Genomic DNA, 17,231 nt, shown 5'->3' on the forward strand with positions numbered 1-17,231 from the left:
CCGGCTTAAAGCGCTGCCAGCGCTGTACTACGCGTAATGTTCCCCTGAACTAATCAATCGCTAATAGCTTATAAGCAGACAATACCAACGTCGCGCTATGGACCACTGCGCGAAAGAGCGGGCCCACTAAGATGGCCTTCAAACCTTGAGACCCGACTACTCGGCTTAGCAAGCCCAAAGAGTTATCGTGAGCAATAGAACACTCGGAGAGAACAATTCAGCACCCAGCATATGCCACGTTCTTGTCGAGTGTGACCGCAGGGTTAGTATTCGCACATTAGATGTGTGGCGGCTAAGACGGCTGGGTGTAGCTGGCTCCAAAACTGAGCGGCGAGGTTATTCTGTCCCAAGCCGCGCCTTTCGTGGCGCGCGGGACCTCACTCACTTTGAAACAACAGACCTTCGATTCGATCATGTTCTTCCGGTGTTGGCAGGGCAGATGAGTCAACATTGCCAATACTATTTGGCTGACCATTTTCTGGTGGGCCAACTTCAGGGTGGTAGGCGCCATCTGCGTCGAAAGCAACCCAGCCGTACAATTCTCGGATGACTTCGGAAGGATGGCCATCTTCCATTGCCACATACCAGTCCGCCAATCGGAAACGCTTACCGGCAAGCTTAGAAGTAGCCATTTCGGCTCGAACCAGCGCCAGATATAGCGGGTGCGGCAGTTCCTCTACGGCGCCGGTTTCGTCGAGCAAGAACGTGAACGAGGCGTGCGACCGTTGCTCTGTAGAACCGGCTCGCTCCTCTTCCTCGCCTAAGGTAAAAACGGGAGCAAAACCGCCCCCCTCTGTTCTGAAGTTGGTCGTCTGGCCTTGGTAGACCCTGGCAGCGTTCCACTGCACCTCGCCAGCATAAGCGTAAGCGCGCAGATCAAACTTCATCGATCGTACCTGAGGGTCGGCGACGATTCTACGCTCGCCAGGAGCTACAAGGGACTGGGCCACGTAGTTTCCGCCAACGATTTCTTCCCAAACGCGCTTGGTGAGCTTGTCTCCTCGGTATGCACCGCGACTACCATACCCGCTGACAGGCTTGAAAAAGAGGCTACGGCGGTTTTGCCACAGGTGCTCTGCATTACCATGCCCGACAGGAACGGTAAGCGGGACGTATTGGGCCAATACGGTTCGGATTTGCTGATCAACGCCAATCTCTTCCAAAAAACGTGCGTTGGTTAGGTCAACCAACCTGCGTTTGTCGGCGTAAAGGGCATAGGCCTGAGGGTGTGGCGTTACCGTCACGACATCAGCCAAATAAGCGCTGCGCAGCGCGCTGCAATTGTCGCCTTCCAGATAGAAATCGGTGAGTCGGTTGTAGACGAGATCCACAGGCTTTCCGTCGACCAAGAGGGACTCGTTGTGAAAGGCCAGATCGGCTGGGTCTGCGATTAGGCAGTCGATTCCTGCTGACTCGAATAACCGCTGAAAAAGAAGGAACTCCGGATACAGATATTGGGCTTGTGGGCTTTCATCCAAGATCACCACGCGCGTGAGCGGACGTTGCTCGCCGCTCGTAGACCATTCCTGGGCGAACATATCCAGAATCGAACGCTCGAAGCCGCCGGGTCCATCCTGACCTGGCGAAAGCCCGACTACGCCGCTGCAACAACTACGCTGCGCGCGGGCGAGCAATACGTTTAGCATCGCTCCGCCCGCATTTGTGTTTATTTCGATGAGCCCAAGCTTGTCATCATCCAGATGGAAGTCGTAGCCAAAGAAGACGCCGCGCGCACCCCGAGGATCATGTCGTGCAATAGGAGGTGCAGAATCCAGAGCATGCTCACGCCAACCGGGCGAACTCACGGTCTGCTCGATGGCCTGAATAACCTCATTAACCTGGCGCAGCCGCAAGGATGAAACAAAGACCGGTCGTGCTGCAAACACATGGGGGCAACGTGACTTCAATAGCTCCGACAGCTCTGAATTCCCAAGCTGTTCGGTCAATGAGTTTACGAGCGCAGCTTGATCTAGGCTTACGCAGAAGCACGCTTCGTTGAGCGCTGCGGCTGTCGAACCGCATTTTCTTGATGAGGACGCTTGCACGTGAAACCTCCAGAACCAAATATACAGGTACGAAAGCCTTGGCCTCCTCCGGTTCAGCCGGGCATTTGTATAAGCGTAGATCAGCGTCGTTGCCAGCACTTTGCCATTAACTAGACATCAGCCTTGGAAGCGTCATTGTGAAAGTCGTGTGCCCCTCAGCTGATTCGCAAGCGATGCGCCCCTTGTGGGCCTCAACAATCGACCGTGTGATAGCCATGCCGAGGCCCGCATTAAGGGTAGTACCTTCGCGCCTTGCGGTATCCACCCTGTAAAATCTGTCGAATATTCGAGTGTGAAGCTCGGCTGGAATAGTAATGCCGCGGTTGGTTATAGCTGTCGAAACCGAGTTACCACTCTCGCTTATTTCAACCCTGATAATGCTGCCTTCCTCTGCATACCGAACTGCGTTCGAGACTATGTTTGAGATGGCCCGTCTTAGCATTGATTTATCGCCATGTACCGACCCATCGCCTGAAAGCGCGATTTCGACCTTCTTGTCCTCGGCTGCGAGCTCGTAATATTCGATAACACTCGTGGTCATCTCAGCCATGCTGGCCCCTTCGGCACTGGGCGTAATCTTCCCATTGTCCGCTTTGGCGAGGAACAGCATGTCATCGACCATCTTTGACATGCGCCTAAGTTCTTCGAGGGCGGAATACAAGATATCCTTGTAGTCGGTATTTTCGCGGTCGCGCAAGAGCGCGACCTCCATTTGGGTCAGCATGCTGTTCAGCGGCGTTCTTAGCTCATGCGCGATGTCCGCTGAGAAACCTGACAACCTGAGGAATGAGTCATCCAAGCGCGAGAGCATTTCATTGAAGTTGTCTACGAGTTCATGAAGCTCGCCTGGCACTGACTCGGTTGGAATTCTGGTATCCAAACAATTGGCAGTTACTGTAGAGGAAGTCTTAGAGAGTTCATCGATCGGTTTTAAACCCTTCCTGATCAGAACCACACCTAAAGCGCCACTCAAAAGTGCACTGACCACCAGCGTATAAGCGAACCATTGCTGAATCATTTCGAAGAAGTGGACTCGATGCGTTACATCCAAAGCCAGATAGATGACTGTGTCTTGCCCTTCGACCCACTGGTTTACTTTTCTGGTAATGCCACTGTACTGATGCCCAGCGAAATTTACTGTCCAACGTTCCTCTTGGATGTCCGTGACAAGTGGTAGCAAGCTCTCAGAGAGATTGTGATGTGAGTAGACTGTCTTGCCGTCTACTACAACTGCAGTTGCGAAGCCAAAGGAGTGCTCAATAACGGCATCGATCCTTGAAGCGGTCTCAGGCCCAAATGCTGAGCTGTTGAGCAGCGTACGCTCTACTGCAGCGGCCTTTTCATTCAGCACTTGTTCATCTTTGCGTTCGAAATGGAGCTGGCAAAAATAATTGAAGCTGATTGCGGCCGCCATCAGCACAACCGTAACCACAAGCATGAAAGCTATCGCCATTCTGCTCGTCAGTGACACTTTTCCCATCAGTACGGTCCTAGTTAGGCCATCACTCACAAGAAAGCAGGCGGGCACCCAGAAAAGGTGCCCGGCCTGCTTCGATCATGTTTGCTCGCACTCTCGTATCCTAAGCAGCGTCTGAATTTTCGCCAGTTTGCGAGTGGCCGGCTTTGGCCCCCTCCATCATTTCACGACACTCTTTCATCATTCCATGCATGTCGCCCATCATTTCCATATGCTTGTCGCCGCTCATCATGCCGGTTTCTGAATGGCTTTGGTCCGATTTATCTACCGCTGCGAAACTCAGTCCGCTCGCCAGGGTGATTGCGATTGCTGTAACGGTGATGGCCTTTCGCATGTTAAATCTCAAAGTTCAGTGGGTTATTCGCTTTTGCTTAATAAGGTGTTTTCGCCAACGTTGGGCTCCTCGGGCTTGTCGCATTTACCGCTAGACATATGCTTCATGCATACGACCATCATCAACAAGCAGGGCAAGAGAAAGAGCAGGCTTGGCAGCGTTGTTGCCAACGCCGCAGTGCTTTGGTTCAGTAGCATGTAGCCAACCACAGCTGCGGTTAACCCCGTTACGACCGGATTGCGCTGCAGTACGCTTTTAATCTTGGATATTATGCCCCTCATCTAACTATCCCTCGGATATTAAGCTTGGCAGATTAGCCATTGTTCACGCCAACTGGGGTGCTCAGAAACTCTACCGTATGGATCTTCCCGTCAGGGGTCTTGACCGTCATCTCATACGTCTGGACTTGGGCGCTTGTTCTATAGTTTTGAATCATTCGAGTCGTGCCGGTCGCGCCAGCAGGTGCGATGCTCAGCACTTGGCCTTCTTTTACAAGCTCCTTAAGGGTGGGCTTTGCTCCTGCCGAGTCATTTAAGCGATTCAGCGTACGTTCGCTTCCGCCTTCGGCCATTGCAAGCGAGGAAGCAACGGTCAGAATAAAAGGAACGATTACTTTGGTTATGCGGTTCATGGTTTGCACCTCTTGGTTAGTTGATGCCTGTAGATTAAAGGCTTGCTACTTACAAGAAGCTGTTGCCAAGGTTACAAAGCTGTAATCCCTCATTTTCGTGTTGGTACGACCGCCGCGCCTGCGGCAGTCGTTTTCAACTTCTACTGCTTTTCGATGCGGGTAATGGTGGAATCCATGCCCTTCGAGGAGAACTCGAATTCGACCTGGTCCCCTTCTTTCAACTTTTGGAGCTGATCAGGCTTCGCTTTGAAGCCCATCGTCATAGAAGGCCAACCCAGCGCTTCGACCGGGCCGTGTGCAATGGTCACGGTGCCGCTCTCGGTGTTCACTTCCTTGACCGTGCCGATGGCTGTAGCGGTCTGTCCCGCCGACTTCTGGTCCATTGGCATGTTCATGCCTTTGTGATCCATCGGCATGCCGTCCATTGGCTCCTTGTCGGCGGCATAGGCGACTGGCACCAGGAAGAGTGAGGCAAGGGTGATGTGCTTAATGTTCATGGATGTTCTCCAGTGGGTTGGTTGCTTGCTGGGTGGTAACTCGCAATTGCCGGCGGCGCATCAGCAGGTAAGCTGCCGGCAGAACGAACAGGGAGAGCAAAGGGGCGGTGATCATCCCGCCCACCATGGGCGCGGCGATGCGGCTCATGATTTCGCTGCCGGTTCCGCTACCCCAGAGGATGGGCAGCAGACCGGCGATAATCACTGCTACGGTCATGGCCTTGGGGCGCACTCGCTGGACAGCACCTTCACGAATGGCGTCGAGCAGGACGCCTTCGCCATGGGCTCCAGCGTTAACCCGATCCGTCCAGGCGTTCTTCAAATACAGCAGCATAATGACGCCGAACTCAGCAGAAACGCCTGCCAGTGCGATGAATCCGATTCCTGTCGCTACGGATAGGTTGTACCCGAGCAGATATAGGAACCAGACGCCCCCGGTCAGAGCGAATGGCAGCGTAGCCATGATGAGCAGCGCCTCGCCAAAGCGGGCAAACGTTAGGTAGAGCAATACAAAAATGATCAGCAAGGTAGCCGGAACGACGAGCTTCAGCTTCGCGTTAGCGCGCTCCATGAATTCGAATTGGCCGGAATAGCTGATGCTCATGCCGGATTCGAGCTGGACCCCTTTGCTGATCTTTTCCCTCAGATCGCCCACCACAGCCGCCATGTCGCGGCCACGAACATCGACGTAAACCCAGCCCGACAGCCTTGCGTTTTCGCTTTTAAGCATGGGCGGTCCGTCTGTCACCTGTACTTTGGCCACGGTCCCCAACGTGATCTGGCTGCCTTGCGGCGTGTAGATCGGTAGGTTGCGCAGATCGGATATCGAGTCGCGCCACTCGCGGCCATAGCGGAGGTTGATCGGATACCTGGCGAGCCCTTCCACGGTTTCACCAATGGTTTGACCACCGATGGCACCGGCCACGATCGATTGCACGTCCGCGATATTCAGGCCGTAGCGTGCGGCAGCGACACGATCGATATCCACATCGATATACCTGCCGCCGGTCAGTCTCTCAGCAAGCGCCGAACTGACCCCAGGCACCGTTTTGGCGATTTTTTCCACTGCCTGGGTGGCTTTGTCGATCTGTGCCAAGTCAGTGCCATACACTTTCACCCCGATCGGGCTCTTGATACCCGTCGCCAGCATATCGATACGGTTTCGAATCGGCGGGATCCACAGATTGGCTAATCCAGGTACCTGTACGGTGCGATCCAACTCCTCAACCAGCTTGTCAGGCGTCATCCCAGGGCGCCATTGATCCTTCGGCTTGAACTGAATGGTCGTCTCGAACATTTCCAGCGGGGCGGGATCTGTAGCGGTGTCGGCTCGACCAGCCTTACCGAACACGTGTGCAACTTCTGGAACCGTTTTTATGAGCCGGTCCGTCTGCTGCAGTAGCTCAGAAGCCTTCTGAGCGGAGAGGCCTGGAAGCGCAGTGGGCATATAAAGGAGGTCACCTTCATCCAGCGGGGGCAAGAACTCCCCACCAAGGCGAGAGGCCGGCCACAAGCCTGTCAGGAAGACCAGAACAGCCACCAGCAGAGTCATCTTGGGCCAGCGCAGTACCGCGTCCAGGGCCGGCTTGTAGATCCAGATGAGGCCACGGTTGAGTGGATTACGGTGTTCGTCAGGGATTTTGCCCCTGATCCAATACCCCATGAGCACCGGAACCAGCGTGACAGACAGGCCCGCGGCGGCTGCCATTGCATAGGTTTTGGTGAACGCCAGTGGACCGAACAGCCGGCCTTCCTGCGCCTCCAGGGTGAACACTGGAATGAACGACAGCGTAATGATCAGCAGGCTGAAGAACAATGCCGGCCCCACTTCAACAGCCGCGTCAGTAATGACCTTCCAGTGCTCCTGGCCCTTCAAGGTGGAGTCAGGATGCCGCTTGTGCCAGGCCTCAATGTGCTTGTGGGCGTTTTCGATCATGACGATTGCTGCATCGACCATCGCTCCGATGGCGATCGCGATGCCACCCAACGACATGATGTTGGCGTTGATGCCTTGCCGCTGCATGATCACAAAAGCAATCAGGATGCCGATCGGCAACGACACGATGGCGACCAACGACGAGCGCAGATGCCACAGAAAAATCGCGCAAACCAACGCAACGACAATGAACTCCTCGATGAGCTTGTGCGTGAGGTTTTCAACGGCACTGTCGATCAGCTTGCTACGGTCGTACGTCGTGACGATTTCGACGCCTTGGGGCAGGCTCGCTTTCAGCTCATCCAGTTTGGTCTGAACGGCAGCGATGGTTTCCCGAGCGTTCTTGCCGCTCCGCAGGATCACCACGCCGCCGACTACCTCACCTTCACCGTCAAGCTCGCTGATGCCCCGGCGCATTTCCGGGCCGAGCTGGATATGCGCAACGTCCCCTAGCGTCACTGGCACGCCGCCGTCGAGACGCAAAGGAATGGCTCGAAAGTCTTTGAGTGTCTTGAGATACCCGGTCGCACGGACCATGAACTCGGTTTCTGCGAGTTCCAGAACACTCCCGCCGGTTTCACGGTTGGCTTCATCGATCGCCTTTGCAATCTGCTGCTGCGTCACGCCCCTGCTTGCCATGCGCACGGGATCCAGTACGACCTGATACTGCTTGACCATCCCGCCTATGGGCGCGACTTCCGCCACGTTGGGCAGTGTCTTGAGCTCATAGCGCAGGAACCAATCTTGCAAAGAGCGCAGCTGCGAGAGGTCATGTTTGCCCGTTCGGTCTACCAAAGCATATTGGTAGATCCAGCCGACACCTGTGGCGTCAGGGCCCAAAGCGGGTTTGGCGGCGGCGGGAAGCCGACTCTGCACCTGACTCAGGTACTCCAGCACCCGAGAACGGGCCCAATAGAGGTCGGTGCCGTCCTCAAACAGGACGTACACGTAGCTATCCCCGAAGAAGGAGTAGCCGCGGACCGTCTTTGCGCCGGGGACAGACAGCATGGTCGTCGTCAGTGGGTAGGTGACCTGATTCTCAACGATCTGGGGCGCCTGCCCGGGGTATGGCGTGCGGATGATGACCTGAACGTCGGAAAGGTCTGGCAATGCATCAACAGCGGTGTTTTTGACCGACCAGACACCCCAAGCCACCGCGAACACAGTAGCCAGCAGGATCAGAAAGCGGTTGGCCACTGACCACCGAATTATGGCTGCGATCATGGCTGGCCCCCCAGCTTCTCGATGTGCTCAATGACCAGGCCCTCTTCGCTTTCACGCGCGCCGACACGAACGCGATCGCCGGTCTGCAAACTTGTTAGGAGCGATTGATCGGCAACCGGAAAGGACATGGTCATGCCGGGCATGTTCAGCGTCTTGAACGGCCCATGCGAGAGGCCAACCATGCCATCTTCCAGGCTGACGATCGTACCTTCAGCCTCGTGCAGCGCAGGTTCTGTAGAAGTTGCAGGCTTCTCCAAGCCCTGAGCGGTCAGCCCGCGTAGGCTCGCCTCTGAATCGAGGAGAAACTGACCGGACGCCACGACCTTCTGACCGGCTTCCAGCCCTTCAAGCACCTCTGTCTGGTCATTGAACTCTCGGCCGATGCGGACCTCAACGGGGCGGTAACGGCCTTCATTCTCAGCCAACATCACCAATGCTCGCCGGCCGGTGCGAATGACCGCCTCGGATGGGATGACCAAGACATCTTCAACGTTGCGACTCAACGTCACCTCGGCCGTCATGCCGGGGCGAAGCCGCTGCTGCGGGTTAGGTAGTTCGACCCGGACACGCACAGTGCGGCTATTCAGGTTGGCTTGCGATAGTACGGCCTGGATCGTGCCTTCCAGAGATTCACCTGCAAAGGCGGGGAGGCGCGCGGTGACTGAGTGCCCTGGCGCCAGATTGGTGATCTGCGCCTCAGGCACAGCTATCTCTAGCCATACCGTCTCCAGTCCATTGACGCGTGCGAGAGATGCGCCGGCGGGTACGGTCATGCCCTCGCGAACGTCGAGGCTGTTCAGCACGCCGCCGATTGGGCTCGTTACGGTCCAAACGGGGCGCGCTTTACCGGTTCGTTCCAGTTGGGCAATGACATCCGACGGCATGCCGGCGAGGCGTAACCGCTGTCGGGCCGCTGCGAGCAGTTGGGGTTGGCCGACCCCTTTGAGCGCCAGGTACTCTTCCTGTGCGGCAGCCCATTCGGGAACCAAAAGATCGGCTAACGGCGCGCCTTTTTCGATGACATCCTCCGGTGCTCGGTCGTAAACGCGCTCGACAAAGCCACCGGCACGCGCCTGCACAACCGCCACGTCTCGCTCGTCAAACATCAACGCGCCTGTCGCTTCGAGCGACTGGCTGATCGATTCACGCGTTACGGTTGCCAAGCGCACGCCGAGATTCTGCGTCACGCTCGGGTCGATACTGATCGATGCCCCGTCGCTTCCCTCATCTGCATAGCGTGGAATCAATTCCATATCCATGAATGGCGACTTGCCCGGCTTATCGAACTTTTGCTGGGGTACCATAGGGTCATACCAATAGAGCACTTCCTTGTCTTCTTCTGCAGGCGATTGTCCGAAGGCTGCGGTAGGCAGACCGATTAGCGCTGCAGCGCTAATCATCAGAGGCAGACTGAAGGCGAGTACCAGCCGCTTGTGTTGGAATGTCATGGTCGGGTATCTCCAAAGGCGAAATGCAGGCGGGCATTGCTCAACGATCGATCGCGGGCGACGTCAATACGCCGTAGCCGGGTCTCCACAAGCTGTCGTCGCGCTTCGATCACAGCGGTCAGCTCACCGCTTCCGGAGCGGTAATCGGCCATGGCAAGGCGGACCTTCTCTTCAGCGAGGGGTAGTAAGGTTTTGTCGAGGCGGATGAGTGCGCGGTCCAGACGCTGATACTCAGCGAGGTCAGTACTCAGCTCTTGGTTGTACAGGCGCAAGGTCGCTTGGCGCTGAGCCTCGATCTGGGCAAGGCGAGCTCGTTCGGCCGCGATCTTCGGATCCTGCCGAGAGCTGGTAAACAGCGGCAGGTCGAAGCTGACGCTGAGGTTCACCATGTCGCCGTACTCACGGCCACGTCGCAGGTAGTCGACCCCCCAACTCCAATCCGGTGTTTTCTCTGCGATGGCCTGGTGAACCTTTGCCTCCGCTTCACGAGTCATCGGGTCGAAGGCGAGTAACGCCGGGTGCCGGTTCAGGTTGTGCTGATAGTTATCAACGGCGGCAAGCCATTGCGGCCAGTCACCTGTAAGCGGCTGGCCTGCTAGCTCGCCTATCCAGCGCCGGAGGCCGGCCCGCGCAACAGCCTGGTTACGCAGCAGCTCATCCTCTTGTTCAGCCAGCAATGCTGCCTCTTGCCTCGGAAGTACGCTGTCTGCGGTTTGTCCGCTGCCGCCAGCAATGCGGGCCTGAACAGCCCGCGAAAGGAGCTGATTCTCGCTGTAAAGCTGCTTGAAAAGGCTTAGCTTCTGCTCGACCGCGAAGCTAGCGATCCATGCCTCGGCGGTTGCTTGGCGCACACCGAGACGTTCAACCGTTTGCTGGGCGTTTGCGAGCGCAACACTAGCCTGCGCGGCCTCGACACGAGCGCGCCTTTTCGCTCGGTTTGGCACATCTTGCATGACCCCAACCATTTGCATGGTCATGGCCTCTTGCTCCAACTGCCAGCGAGCGTCACCTTCGATGGGCACGCTTTGCAGTCCAAGCTTAAGTTTAGGGTCAGGAAGCTCGCCGGCAGGGATTGCAGCGCTGCGTGCGGCCACCAGGTTGGCGGCTTGCGCATGCAGCGAAGGCGCGTCTTGCTCGGCCACGCTCAGAGCTTGTTCTAAGGTCAAAGCGGACGCTAACCCTGGAAACGAGAGCGCGCCCATGATCAAGGCGGCCACGTACGGCGGCGCCCAATAAATACGGGGTTTCATTTGCGAAGGATTCCTGATCTTTCATGCGAGCCAAAGGCGCGCGGTAGCCGGCCCGAATGCTCACTCGGGCGGTTCCTATAATTTGATCGGAATTAGACGCGGGGTGGATGCCAGACGGCGTCTAAAAGGCTAGAGGGGATCAGGCCGTTATAGGGAGTGGTCACGGGTTTAGCAGCAGGCATCAGCTGGGCTTTTATTGAGACAAGCTGAAGGATACTTGCAGTTTTGCATTCTTGGCCCGTCTTGCAGACGGTCGCCGTTCCATGCTCATTCGCTTCACAGCACTCGTGTTCAGCACCGTCATCGGCGCCAACCATCGAAGCGTGGTCGGTCGTCATGGCGCCCACACCTTCCATATCGGACATCACGTGATGCCCGGACGATCCAACCGGCATGAGCATTTCCGCTATCCCATTGATCGGAAGCGCAAGCACTAGCAGCAGGATAAGGAAGGAGCGCATGTAGGACTTCATATTTCCAGCTTACGGGGCAATTCATGAGCAATCAATGAGGCTTCGGTCGCTTCGCAACCGAAGCCTAAGCCTAAGCCGACAGGCTTCAAACTACACGCGTTTGACGGAGCCGGAGTGCGTTGAACACAACCGATGCTGAGCTGAGGCTCATGGCCAGGGCAGCAATCATCGGAGACAGCAACAGTCCGAAGAACGGATAGAGCAGACCTGCGGCAATCGGGATGCTCAACCCGTTGTACATAAAGGCAAACAGAAGGTTCTGACGCATATTGCGAACCGTCGCCACCGAAAGCGTGCGCGCGCGCAGTATCCCCATCAGGTCACCTTTAACGAGCGTAACTTGGGCGCTGTTCATGGCGACGTCAGTGCCCGTGCCCATCGCTATGCCGACATCAGCCCTGGCGAGCGCCGGCGCATCATTTATTCCGTCGCCTGCCATGGCGACTACTTTACCTAGGGCTTGTAGCTTAACCACCAGCGCCTCCTTGTCCTGCGGCTTCACTTCGCCATGCACCTCATCGATCGATAGCTCACGAGCCACCGCGCGGGCAGTGGTAAGCCCGTCGCCGGTGGCCATGATGACTTGCACGCCCTCCGCTTGGAGCCGCGCTACAGCTTCCTTGGAAGTCGGTTTGATTGGGTCCGATACGGCCAGCAAGCCGGCAAGTGCCCCATCAACAGCCAGGTACACAATGCTGGTACCGCTCTCGCGCATTTTTTCTGCCTGATCTCTCAACGGCTCGACGCTCACACCCGTATCTTCCATAAGCGCGGTGTTGCCTAGTTGTAGCTGCTTGCCTTCCACCAGACCACGGACTCCGATACCTGACCCTGACTCGAAGGTCTCTGGCTTCGCCAGCTGGATACCTTCGCTTCTGGCATGGTCTACGATCGCGTGGGCTAGGGGATGCTCACTACCTTGATCCAAGCTGGCAGACAAACGGATGACTTCCTGCGAGTCAAACGGCGTGACGCCTATGGCCCGATCGAAGACAGGTCGGCCCTCGGTCAAGGTTCCTGTTTTATCGACAATCAGCGTGTCTACCTTACGGACGTTCTCGATGGCGCCTGCGTCTCTGAAAAGCACTCCGCTTCCAGCCGCTTTGCCTGTGGCAACCATGATCGACATAGGCGTTGCAAGGCCAAGTGCGCAAGGGCAAGCAATGATCAGAACCGCAACTGCATTGATCAGGCCGAATACCCAGCCCTGCTCGGGTCCAAACAGGCCCCATGCAAAGAATGTCAGCAAGGCGATACCAATGACCGTCAGCACGAAATAACCCGCAACCGTGTCCGCCATTCGCTGCATGGGTGCTTTGGAGCGTTGCGCATTCGCAACCATCTGGACGATTTGTGAAAGCATAGTCCCGGAGCCAACCCTGGTGGCTCGCATGACAAGCGAGCCGCTCGTGTTCATCGTCGCGCCGATAAGCGAATCGCCTGTCCGCTTCGTCACCGGGACGGGCTCGCCCGTTAGCATGGATTCGTCGACGGCGCTCTCGCCCTCCAATACTTCTCCATCCACCGGTACCTTTTCACCAGGACGAACGCGCAGATGGTCACCCTCGTGAACATGTGTAAGCGGAATGTCCTCCTCGGAACCATCCTTGGCGATACGGCGAGCTGTTTTGGGCGATAGGCCAAGCAAGGACTTGATTGCCGAGGACGTCTGGGAGCGGGCCTTCAATTCGAGCAGCTGCCCTAAAAGCGTCAGGGAAATGATGACCGCGGCGGCTTCGTAATAAACGCCTATCCGGCCGCCCACAGTGAATGACTCTGGAAATATGCTCGGTAAGACGGTTGCTACGATGCTGTAAATATACGCAGCCCCTGTGCCAAGCCCGATCAACGTCCACATGTTTGGGCTGCGATGCTTAACTGATGCGAAACCGCGCACGAAAAATGGCCAACCTGCCCACAAGACAACCGGGGTCGTAAGGGCTAGTTCAACCCAGTTCTGGCTAGCGCCGTGAAACAGCGGTATCGCATGTCCCGCCATTGCCAACAGGGTTACTGCTACGGTCAGGGGCAGAGACCACCAGAATCGCTTCGAGAAGTCCTTGAGTTCGGGATTCTCCTCCTCGTCGAGTTCAGGGATCAGAGGTTCCAATGACATCCCGCAGATAGGGCAATCACCTGGACCCATTTGGCGGATCTCAGGGTGCATCGGGCAGGTGTACTCGGTCGTTGCATCACCGGCGGACGCCTTCTGTGCGGGCGGCGTGGATGCCTGAGGCGATGACCCATGAGCCTGCTGTGCAGCAAGATATCTAGCAGGATCAGAACGGAACTTGGTCCGGCACCCCTGGCTGCAGAAGCGGTAAGTGGTTCCTTGGTAATCCTGCTCATGCTCGCTGTTCTCTTTCACCTTCATCCCGCAGACCGGGTCTGTGAGCGGTGCTGATCCTTTCGTTTGGTCAGGCTGATGGTGGCAATGCGAGGAGGTCATGCGGGCTCCTTATGGATTGGTTAGCAACGAACAGCCTACTGCGGGGACGTTTGTGGTTTTTCCGATGCTTACAGCGTCCGACAACCAATATATGCAAAGCGTCCTGACCAAAGGCTGAAGTAACCATTACATTTCTGTCAGGTTCTCCGGTATGTCAGGTCGTACGAATGCTGAAGCGAGCTGCTGAAAAAAGTAGCTCGCGCGAATACCGCTTGCTGGCCTAGCCTATGCCTCCCTTATCCGAAGCCCGGCCGCTTTCTTTTAATGAATACCGAACCGTGCAAAGCCTAAGCGCAGGTGCTCTGTTTTGATAGAAGCCGTAATTTTTGATGTCTATGGCACACTCCTGCAAATCAGTGAACGACGGCGGCCATTTCGCAAGCTCTTAAAACAGGTACGCAGCCAAGGTCGTCAACCTAGGGCCGATGATGCCAGGACATTGATGACACGAAACTTGGGGCTGGCCGGCGCCGCCGACCTGTTTGGTACACAACTAGGTAACGATGAGCTTGCTATTTTGGAGCTTGATCTCTACGCGGAACTGGCCAGCGTGCGTCCCTATGATGATGCCCTGCGGGCACTGGAAAGCCTTAAGAGAGCGGGGCTGAAAGTGGCGCTGTGCTCCAACTTGGCTACCCCCTATGCCATACCTGCCAAGTTGCTACTGCCTGAGTTTGACGCCTATGCCTGGAGCTTCGAGGTGGGCGCGATCAAACCGGAGCCAGCGATCTACGAACATCTGCTAAAGCGGTTGGGTTGCAAAGCGTCTTCCATTGCAATGATCGGCGATACATTGGAGGCCGATGTGTTCGGTCCCGAAAGGCTGGGAATGCATGGCTTCCACCTCCAGCGCGATGCCATCCGTGGTCCTGACCGATTAGCTAGCCTGATCGAATTTGCAGACCACATTTTGGGCACGGGGACTGTCACTAGAACGTAGCACTAGCGCACATCGAGGTCGCCTCCAGCTATCGGCCTTCAGTTCAAGCACTCACAACTCGCTTGTAGTGCTTTTCCTGACGATGGCGCTCCCAAAGTCCGTTCGCGCATTGGCCGCAGCGGTTGTGATCACTCAGGCATTCGTAGAGCTGATTGGTTAAGCGGGGCTACCACCAACAGCGTGAAGGAAAGCCGATCAGTGCGGCTTCGTCTCGCTGATGGACTTTGCAGCCCACGTTCTACAATACCCACCATCCGCTAACGGCTAAAGCTGCGTCGCCAGTTTTAGCTGACGCCGCTAGACCCGGATGGCTTAGAGTAAGCGAACGGGCATTACACCTTGCCGGCGGATACCCAGTTGTGCGGCAGCAGCTCGACCAGAGCGCTGGCCTTCTGCGTCGGCAGTCGTGTGAGCACATCCTTGAGATAGGCATACGGATCATGCCCATTCATGCGCGCCGACTGGATCACGCTCATGATTGCCGCCGCCCGTTTGCCGCTGCGTAGCGACCCGGCAAACAGCCAATTGGAGCGACCTAGAGCCCACGGGCGGATCTGGTTCTCGACTTGGTTATTGTCGATGGGCACGGCACCATCCTCGACATAGCGAGTCAGTGCCAACCAACGTTTGAGGCTGTAATCCAAGGCTTTCGCCGTGGCTGAGCCGTTGGGCACCCGATCACGCTGGGCCAGCATCCAGGCATGCAGCGCGTCGAGGATCGGTGAAGCCTGTTCCTGTCGTATTCGCCCGCGTTCTTCATCGCCCATGTCGCGCACTTGGCGTTCGACTTCGTACAGCCCAGCGATAGAGTGCAGCGCCTGTTCGGCCAATTGGCTTTTGTTCGCCGCGTGCAGATCGAAGAACTTGCGGCGGGCGTGGGCCATGCAGCCGATTTCGGTGATGCCTCGCTCGAAACCGGCCTTGTAGCCAGCGAAGTCGTCGCAGACCAGCTTGCCATTCCACTGGCCAAGAAAATTGCGCGCATGCTCGCCGGCACGGCTGGGGCTGAAGTCGTAGACCACGGCCTTCAGATCGGCGAAGGGCGTGGTGCTGTAGGCCCAGACGTAAGCCCGATGGGTTTTCTTCTCGCCCGGCGCGAGCATTTGCACCGGGGTTTCGTCAGCGTGAATCACGCGTTGGCCCAGCACGGCTTCGCGCAGCGCATCGACCAGCGGCTGGAGCTGCACGCCGGTTTGCCCGACCCACTGCGCCAGCGTCGAACGAGCGATAGCCAGGCCGGCGCGGCCGAAGATCTTTTCCTGTCGGTACAGCGGCAGATGGTCGGCGAACTTGGCCACCATCACGTGCGCCAACAGGCCGGCGGTGGGGATCCCCTTGTCGATCACCTGCGCCGGCACCGGCGCCTGGATCAGCGTTTCGCACTGGCGGCAGGCCCATTTCCCACGCACGTGCTGCTCGACGGTGAACACGCCCGGCGTGTAATCCAGTTTTTCGCTGACGTCTTCACCCACGCGTAGCAGCTGGCAGCCGCAGGCGCACTGGGTGTTCTCCGGTTCGTGATGGATCACGGTGCGCGGGAGCTGCGGTGGCAGCGGTGTGCGCTTGGGCTGCTGGCGTGCGTCGGCCGGCGCAGCCGGCGGATTGACTGCTTTCAGCTCCGCCTCGATGGCCACGATGTCGGTGTCGAGCAGGTCATCCAGCAGACGGCCCTGGTCAGGGCTCAGTTGCTCACTACGCTTGGCAAACTTGTGCCGCTTGAGGATGGCGATTTCGTGGTTGAGGTTCTCGATAACCGTTTGGTCGCGGTAGATCCTCTTGCCCATCACGTCGACCTGCGTGAGCAACTGCGCGGCCAGTGTGCGCAGCTGGTCAGGCGTCAGTTGGTCGAGATTGGGCGCGGAAGTCATGCCGCTGATTGTGCCAGAGCAGGCGATCAGCGGAGCTAAACCGATGGGCTAATGGCAGGTGCTACAGCACTGTGATCGCGCCGGCTGCACCGACCCGCTGCCAGGGTAGACCCAGCACCAAAGCCTGAAGTTGCTCGGTGTCGAGTTCGACTTCCGAGCCGTGCCGGATGCCTGGCCAATGAAACTTGCCCTGGTGCAAGCGCCGCGCGGCGAGCCAGATACCCACGCCGTCATGCACCAGGACTTTCATGCGGTTGCCGCGGCGATTGGCGAAGAGATAGGCGCAGTGCGGCTTCGCCGCACCGAACACGGCCACCACACGCGCCAACGCGGTGTCGGTGCCGGCGCGCATGTCCATCGGCTCGGTGGCGAGCCAGATGGCATCGATGCGGATCACGGGGTGAGCCCACGCACAAAGCGGGCGCAACCTTCAGGATCGGAGGCTGGCCATTTCACCGTGACCGATTGCTCGCCAAGGGACAACTCAATGAGTGCGAACGCCTCAGTTGTTCGTTTAGGCGTGGCCCTCAATGGCACGAACGCCGGCAACGCCGCTGGTAGCTGATCTCGGTAAAGCGGCAGCCACTTGCGAATAACGTTGGCGTTGATGCCGTGGCTGATGGCAACGCTGGAGACGGTCGCACCAGGTTGCAGGCACT

At 57.3% G+C, this 17,231-nt stretch carries 14 protein-coding genes; 1 reads left to right on the forward strand and 13 read right to left on the reverse strand.

The window, feature by feature from the left end; translation table 11 throughout:
• Positions 1-377 precede the first annotated feature (377 nt).
• The 10 genes from NA619_RS24170 to NA619_RS24220 all read right to left on the reverse strand — a co-directional run bounded on the left by NA619_RS24170 (position 378) and on the right by NA619_RS24220 (position 13,764).
• Positions 378-2,045 (reverse strand): hypothetical protein, encoded by a 1,668-nt coding sequence (locus tag NA619_RS24170; protein WP_041754616.1) that lies wholly within the window; start codon positions 2,043-2,045, stop codon positions 378-380.
• A gap of 106 nt (positions 2,046-2,151) precedes the next feature.
• Positions 2,152-3,525: a heavy metal sensor histidine kinase gene (locus tag NA619_RS24175; protein WP_046164446.1), complete on the reverse strand. Its 1,374-nt coding sequence runs from the start codon at positions 3,523-3,525 to the stop codon at positions 2,152-2,154.
• 100 nt (positions 3,526-3,625) lie between these two features.
• The gene (locus NA619_RS24180) at positions 3,626-3,856 is read right to left on the reverse strand and encodes a hypothetical protein (protein WP_014822242.1); all 231 of its coding nucleotides are present in this window, start codon (positions 3,854-3,856) and stop codon (positions 3,626-3,628) included.
• A 313-nt stretch (positions 3,857-4,169) separates the two neighbouring features.
• Complete coding sequence (locus NA619_RS24190; RefSeq protein ID WP_014822244.1) at positions 4,170-4,487, reverse strand: co-regulatory protein PtrA N-terminal domain-containing protein; 318 nt, start codon at positions 4,485-4,487, stop codon at positions 4,170-4,172.
• A gap of 140 nt (positions 4,488-4,627) precedes the next feature.
• Positions 4,628-4,984 (reverse strand): copper-binding protein, encoded by a 357-nt coding sequence (locus NA619_RS24195; protein WP_014822245.1) that lies wholly within the window; start codon positions 4,982-4,984, stop codon positions 4,628-4,630.
• Positions 4,974-8,144 carry an efflux RND transporter permease subunit gene (locus tag NA619_RS24200; protein WP_064481003.1) on the reverse strand — a complete coding sequence of 1,057 codons (3,171 nt, stop codon included), beginning with the start codon at positions 8,142-8,144 and terminating at the stop codon, positions 4,974-4,976. Before NA619_RS24200 ends, NA619_RS24195 begins: the two co-directional genes overlap by 11 nt.
• On the reverse strand, positions 8,141-9,592 hold the full coding sequence (locus NA619_RS24205; RefSeq protein ID WP_064481002.1) for an efflux RND transporter periplasmic adaptor subunit: 1,452 nt from the start codon (positions 9,590-9,592) through the stop codon (positions 8,141-8,143). Before NA619_RS24205 ends, NA619_RS24200 begins: the two co-directional genes overlap by 4 nt.
• A complete protein-coding gene (locus NA619_RS24210; protein WP_014822248.1) occupies positions 9,589-10,842 on the reverse strand; it encodes a TolC family protein in 1,254 nt (417 codons plus the stop codon). The genes NA619_RS24205 and NA619_RS24210 overlap by 4 nt, the downstream gene beginning before the upstream one ends.
• A gap of 92 nt (positions 10,843-10,934) precedes the next feature.
• The gene (locus tag NA619_RS24215) at positions 10,935-11,315 is read right to left on the reverse strand and encodes a hypothetical protein (RefSeq protein ID WP_014822249.1); all 381 of its coding nucleotides are present in this window, start codon (positions 11,313-11,315) and stop codon (positions 10,935-10,937) included.
• A gap of 85 nt (positions 11,316-11,400) precedes the next feature.
• Entirely contained in the window at positions 11,401-13,764 is a 2,364-nt protein-coding gene (locus NA619_RS24220; RefSeq protein ID WP_064481001.1) for a heavy metal translocating P-type ATPase, read from the reverse strand.
• Positions 13,765-14,071: 307 nt separating this feature from the next.
• On the opposite strand from NA619_RS24220, the gene NA619_RS24225 reads away from it, so the two are divergent.
• Positions 14,072-14,704, forward strand: a complete 633-nt coding sequence (locus tag NA619_RS24225; RefSeq protein ID WP_036998676.1) for an HAD family hydrolase — start codon at positions 14,072-14,074, stop codon at positions 14,702-14,704.
• 332 nt (positions 14,705-15,036) lie between these two features.
• On the opposite strand, the gene tnpC is transcribed toward NA619_RS24225, so the two are convergent.
• From tnpC to NA619_RS24245, 3 genes are all read right to left on the reverse strand, one after another.
• Entirely contained in the window at positions 15,037-16,572 is a 1,536-nt protein-coding gene (tnpC, locus tag NA619_RS24235; protein ID WP_197446041.1) for an IS66 family transposase, read from the reverse strand.
• Positions 16,573-16,633: 61 nt separating this feature from the next.
• On the reverse strand, positions 16,634-16,969 hold the full coding sequence (gene tnpB, locus NA619_RS24240; protein ID WP_041013622.1) for an IS66 family insertion sequence element accessory protein TnpB: 336 nt from the start codon (positions 16,967-16,969) through the stop codon (positions 16,634-16,636).
• Positions 16,966-17,231, reverse strand: a 266-nt coding sequence (locus NA619_RS24245) for a transposase (protein ID WP_255964354.1), incomplete at its 5' end; no start/stop codon positions are given. The genes tnpB and NA619_RS24245, both read right to left, overlap by 4 nt.

This window comes from Stutzerimonas stutzeri, from assembly GCF_024448895.1.
Lineage (GTDB): Bacteria > Pseudomonadota > Gammaproteobacteria > Pseudomonadales > Pseudomonadaceae > Stutzerimonas > Stutzerimonas stutzeri_Q.

What these genes read in the sequence shown, in the direction of transcription:
- NA619_RS24175 (WP_046164446.1), bottom strand. Translation starts at nt 3,525, where the DNA reads ATGGGAAAAGTGTCACTGACGAGCAGAATGGCGATAGCTTTCATGCTT.
- NA619_RS24180 (WP_014822242.1), bottom strand. Translation starts at nt 3,856, where the DNA reads ATGCGAAAGGCCATCACCGTTACAGCAATCGCAATCACCCTGGCGAGC.
- NA619_RS24190 (WP_014822244.1), bottom strand. Translation starts at nt 4,487, where the DNA reads ATGAACCGCATAACCAAAGTAATCGTTCCTTTTATTCTGACCGTTGCT.
- NA619_RS24195 (WP_014822245.1), bottom strand. Translation starts at nt 4,984, where the DNA reads ATGAACATTAAGCACATCACCCTTGCCTCACTCTTCCTGGTGCCAGTC.
- NA619_RS24200 (WP_064481003.1), bottom strand. Translation starts at nt 8,144, where the DNA reads ATGATCGCAGCCATAATTCGGTGGTCAGTGGCCAACCGCTTTCTGATC.
- NA619_RS24205 (WP_064481002.1), bottom strand. Translation starts at nt 9,592, where the DNA reads ATGACATTCCAACACAAGCGGCTGGTACTCGCCTTCAGTCTGCCTCTG.
- NA619_RS24210 (WP_014822248.1), bottom strand. Translation starts at nt 10,842, where the DNA reads ATGAAACCCCGTATTTATTGGGCGCCGCCGTACGTGGCCGCCTTGATC.
- NA619_RS24215 (WP_014822249.1), bottom strand. Translation starts at nt 11,315, where the DNA reads ATGAAGTCCTACATGCGCTCCTTCCTTATCCTGCTGCTAGTGCTTGCG.
- NA619_RS24220 (WP_064481001.1), bottom strand. Translation starts at nt 13,764, where the DNA reads ATGACCTCCTCGCATTGCCACCATCAGCCTGACCAAACGAAAGGATCA.
- tnpC (WP_197446041.1), bottom strand. Translation starts at nt 16,572, where the DNA reads ATGACTTCCGCGCCCAATCTCGACCAACTGACGCCTGACCAGCTGCGC.